Here is a 3,354-nt window from a genome sequence, read left to right as displayed (position 1 = left end):
CACGCCCGCTCTGGGCCGCATTACCGCCTTCATGGGGCGCTTCTCAGCCAAATCAGGGCAAAACTCAGCGATCAACCGCGTCCGATTCAGTACCGCAACTTAGCCGCAGAATACTTGCCCAGTCTCGAAGCGTGCCCACCTTTCTTGCACCAGTGCATGTGAAGGTGGGCACGGCGCAAGCGCGCCTTTGCCCACCCTACGGCTCTCAGGATGAAGGCGCTAAAGTGTGGCTCTTCGTGCCGCCTCATGCGATCACGACAATTTATCATGGCAGCCGGCATTGCATTTTTTGCGCTGCATCATATGATGTTCATAATTCAATAGATTCCGTCGCTCAGGGAGCAACGTCATGACCCACGATCCCGTCGTCATCCTCTCCGCCGCCCGCACCCCGCTCGGCCGTTTCATGGGGGATCTGTCGCCGCTCGCCGCCCACAAGCTCGGCGCGCATGTGATTGGAGCGGCACTGGAGCGCGCAAAGCTCGCGCCGGAGCGGATCGACGAGGTTTTCATGGGCAACGTGCTCCCCGCCGGGCAGGGCCAGGCCCCGGCGCGGCAGGCCGCGCGCGGCGCGAAGCTTCCGGATGCCACCGGCGCCACCACCGTCAACAAGGTCTGCGGCTCCGGCAAGAAGGCAACCATGCTGGCGCATGACGTCATCAAGGCCGGCTCCGCGAATATCGTGCTGTCCGGCGGCATGGAGAGCATGAGCAACGCCCCCTATCTGCTGGCGAAGGCGCGCAGCGGCTATCGTGCCGGCCATGACCGCATCATCGATCACATGATGATGGATGGCCTCGAGGACGCCTATGAGACCGGCCGCTCGATGGGTGACTTTGGCGAAGCGACCGCCGAGGCCTACCAGTTCACCCGCGCCGATCAGGACAAATACGCGATGGAGACGCTGACCCGCGCCCGCAGGGCGGTGGAAAGCGGCGCCTTCAGGGCCGAGATCGCGCCGATCACGCTCGCCGAGAAGGCCGGCCCCCGCATCGTCGCCAATGACGAACATCCGCTCAAAGTGGATCCTGCGAAGATCCCCGGCCTGAAGCCTGCCTTCCGCGCTGGCGGCACCATCACGCCGGCCGCCTCCTCGGCGAACGCCGACGGCGCCGCCGCGCTGATCCTTGCAAGACGTTCCCTCGCCGGCCGCGACGGCCTGCCTGTCCTGGCCGAGATCAAGGGCCACGCCACCCACAGCCAGGAACCGCAATGGTTCACCACCGCGCCGATCCCGGCGATCCGCAAGCTGCTCGACAAGGTCGGCTGGAGCGTCGGTGACGTCGACCTGTTCGAGATCAACGAGGCGTTTGCCGTCGTCGCCATGGCGGCGCAACGCGACCTCGGGATCCCCAGAGAAAAACTCAACATCAACGGCGGCGCCTGCGCGCTCGGCCATCCCATCGGCGCCACCGGCGCGCGGCTGATCGTGACGCTGCTGCACGCGATGGAAGCCAACAACCTCAAGCGCGGCATCGCCTCGCTCTGCATCGGCGGCGGCGAAGCCACTGCGATTGCGGTCGAGCGCGTGGTGCATTGACCGCTTCGCCAACTTCCATAGCGAAACGGTATTGTCGTTGCTGCCAGTACGCTGGCAGCAGGTACCCTGTACGTCATCCTATCCCGGATTACTCAAGGAACGGTCATGATCTCGAACTGGCTCGCCGCCGCCCTCGCCCGACGCAATATCCACTACGGCTGGGTGATAGTAGGCGTGACGTTCCTTGCCGCGCTGATCTCGGCCGGCACCGTCGGCGCGCCCGGCGTCTTCATCGTGCCCTTGCAACAGGAATTCGGATGGAGCGCGGCGGAGATTTCCTCGGCGCTGTCGATCCGCTTGATCCTGTTCGGGTTGATGGCGCCGTTCGCGGCGGCGCTGCTCAATCGCTACGGCCTGCGCAACGTCACTCTCGTTGCCCAACTCGTCGTCGTTTCCGGCCTGCTGGGGTCGCTGTTCATGACGCAGGTCTGGCAACTCGTGCTGCTGTGGGGCGTCGTGGTCGGCATCGGCACCGGCATGACCGCGCTGGTGCTGGGCGCAACGATCGCCACGCGCTGGTTCGTGGCGCGGCGCGGGCTGGTGGTCGGCATCCTCACCGCGAGCGTCGCGACGGGGCAATTGCTATTCCTGCCGGCGCTGGCCGCCATCACCGACCGTGTCGGCTGGCGTTTTGCGCTGGCGCTGGTCTGCATGATGTTGGGCGTTGCCGCCTTTGCGGTGCTGATGGTGATGCGCGATCGGCCGAGCGACGTCGGCCAGCGCCCGTTCGGCGATGAGGGCACCGAGCCCCTGCCAGCGCCGCCGCCCAGCACCGCGCCGATCGCGGCCGTCGCGCTCGGCACCTTGCGCGACTGCTCGAATTCACCCGTGTTCTGGGTCCTGTTCGCGACCTTCTTCATCTGCGGCGCCAGCACCAATGGCCTGGTGCAAGTGCACCTGATCCCGATGTGCCTCGACTTCGGCATCCCGCAGGTGCAGGCTGCAAGCCTGCTCGCGGCGATGGGCATCTTCGATTTCGTCGGTACCATCCTCTCCGGCTGGCTGTCGGACCGCTACGACAACCGCTGGCTCCTGTTCTGGTATTACGGCCTGCGCGGACTGTCGCTGCTGTTCCTGCCGTTCACCGACTTCACATTCTACGGCCTGTCGCTGTTCGCCGTCTTCTACGGCCTCGACTGGATCGCCACCGTGCCGCCGACGGTGCGCCTCACCGCGCAACGCTTCGGCGCCGAGCGCGCCAACCTCGTGTTCGGCTGGATCTTCGCCGGCCATCAGCTGGGTGCCGGCGCCGCCGCCTTCGGCGCGGGCCTTTCGCGCACGGTGTACGCCACGTATCTGCCGGCCTTCTTCATCGCCGGCGCGCTTTGCATTGTCGCAGCCGTGATCGTGCTCACGATCACGCGGCCGGCGAAAGTAGCGGCGGCGGCCGCTTAGCGAACACAACGCCCTTTTGGATGCGGCGCCTGGAACATGATTTGACTTGACACCTCGTCTGCTGACGCGCAGATGTCGCGCCGGTTGCGATGGAGGTCTCGATGCGCATTCTGTTCTTGGTCATGTTGACTGTGGCGGCGATATCGGCGGCTTCGTCGGCTCGTGCCCAGAACTACAATCCGAGATATCCGGTCTGCATGAGGGTAATCGAGATGTTCGGCGGCGCGCGCACCGAGTGCCGCTATCACTCGCGGAACCAGTGCGCGCAGCGAGCGGCCGGCCTTGCGGCCACCTGTATCCTCAACCCGTTCTACCGCGGCCCGCGCTGATTTAGCATCGCGCTGCCCGTGAGGGACCGACCATTCACGGCCGCGTCGACATATTGCCCGGCGGTCCCGGCGTGCGCAGCGGTTCGGCGA

At 65.7% G+C, this 3,354-nt stretch carries 3 protein-coding genes; all 3 read left to right on the top strand.

Annotated features, from left to right (window positions below):
• Positions 1-349: 349 nt before the first annotated feature.
• On the top strand, positions 350-1,540 hold the full coding sequence (locus ACT4OC_RS21380; protein WP_444841024.1) for an acetyl-CoA C-acyltransferase: 1,191 nt from the start codon (positions 350-352) through the stop codon (positions 1,538-1,540).
• 105 nt (positions 1,541-1,645) lie between these two features.
• A complete protein-coding gene (locus ACT4OC_RS21375) occupies positions 1,646-2,935 on the top strand; it encodes an MFS transporter (protein WP_444841023.1) in 1,290 nt (429 codons plus the stop codon).
• A 101-nt stretch (positions 2,936-3,036) separates the two neighbouring features.
• Positions 3,037-3,264 (top strand): DUF3551 domain-containing protein, encoded by a 228-nt coding sequence (locus tag ACT4OC_RS21370; RefSeq protein ID WP_444841022.1) that lies wholly within the window; start codon positions 3,037-3,039, stop codon positions 3,262-3,264.
• Positions 3,265-3,354 lie beyond the last annotated feature (90 nt).

It is taken from the genome of Bradyrhizobium sp., from assembly GCF_052389815.1.
Taxonomy (GTDB): Bacteria; Pseudomonadota; Alphaproteobacteria; order Rhizobiales; family Xanthobacteraceae; genus Bradyrhizobium.
The sequence above is the reverse complement of the archived record's forward strand: the minus strand, read 5'-3'. Positions and strand labels throughout refer to the sequence as shown.

Coding starts and splice junctions, on each gene's coding strand:
- ACT4OC_RS21380 (WP_444841024.1), top strand. CDS start 350: ATGACCCACGATCCCGTCGTCATCCTCTCCGCCGCCCGCACCCCGCTC.
- ACT4OC_RS21375 (WP_444841023.1), top strand. CDS start 1,646: ATGATCTCGAACTGGCTCGCCGCCGCCCTCGCCCGACGCAATATCCAC.
- ACT4OC_RS21370 (WP_444841022.1), top strand. CDS start 3,037: ATGCGCATTCTGTTCTTGGTCATGTTGACTGTGGCGGCGATATCGGCG.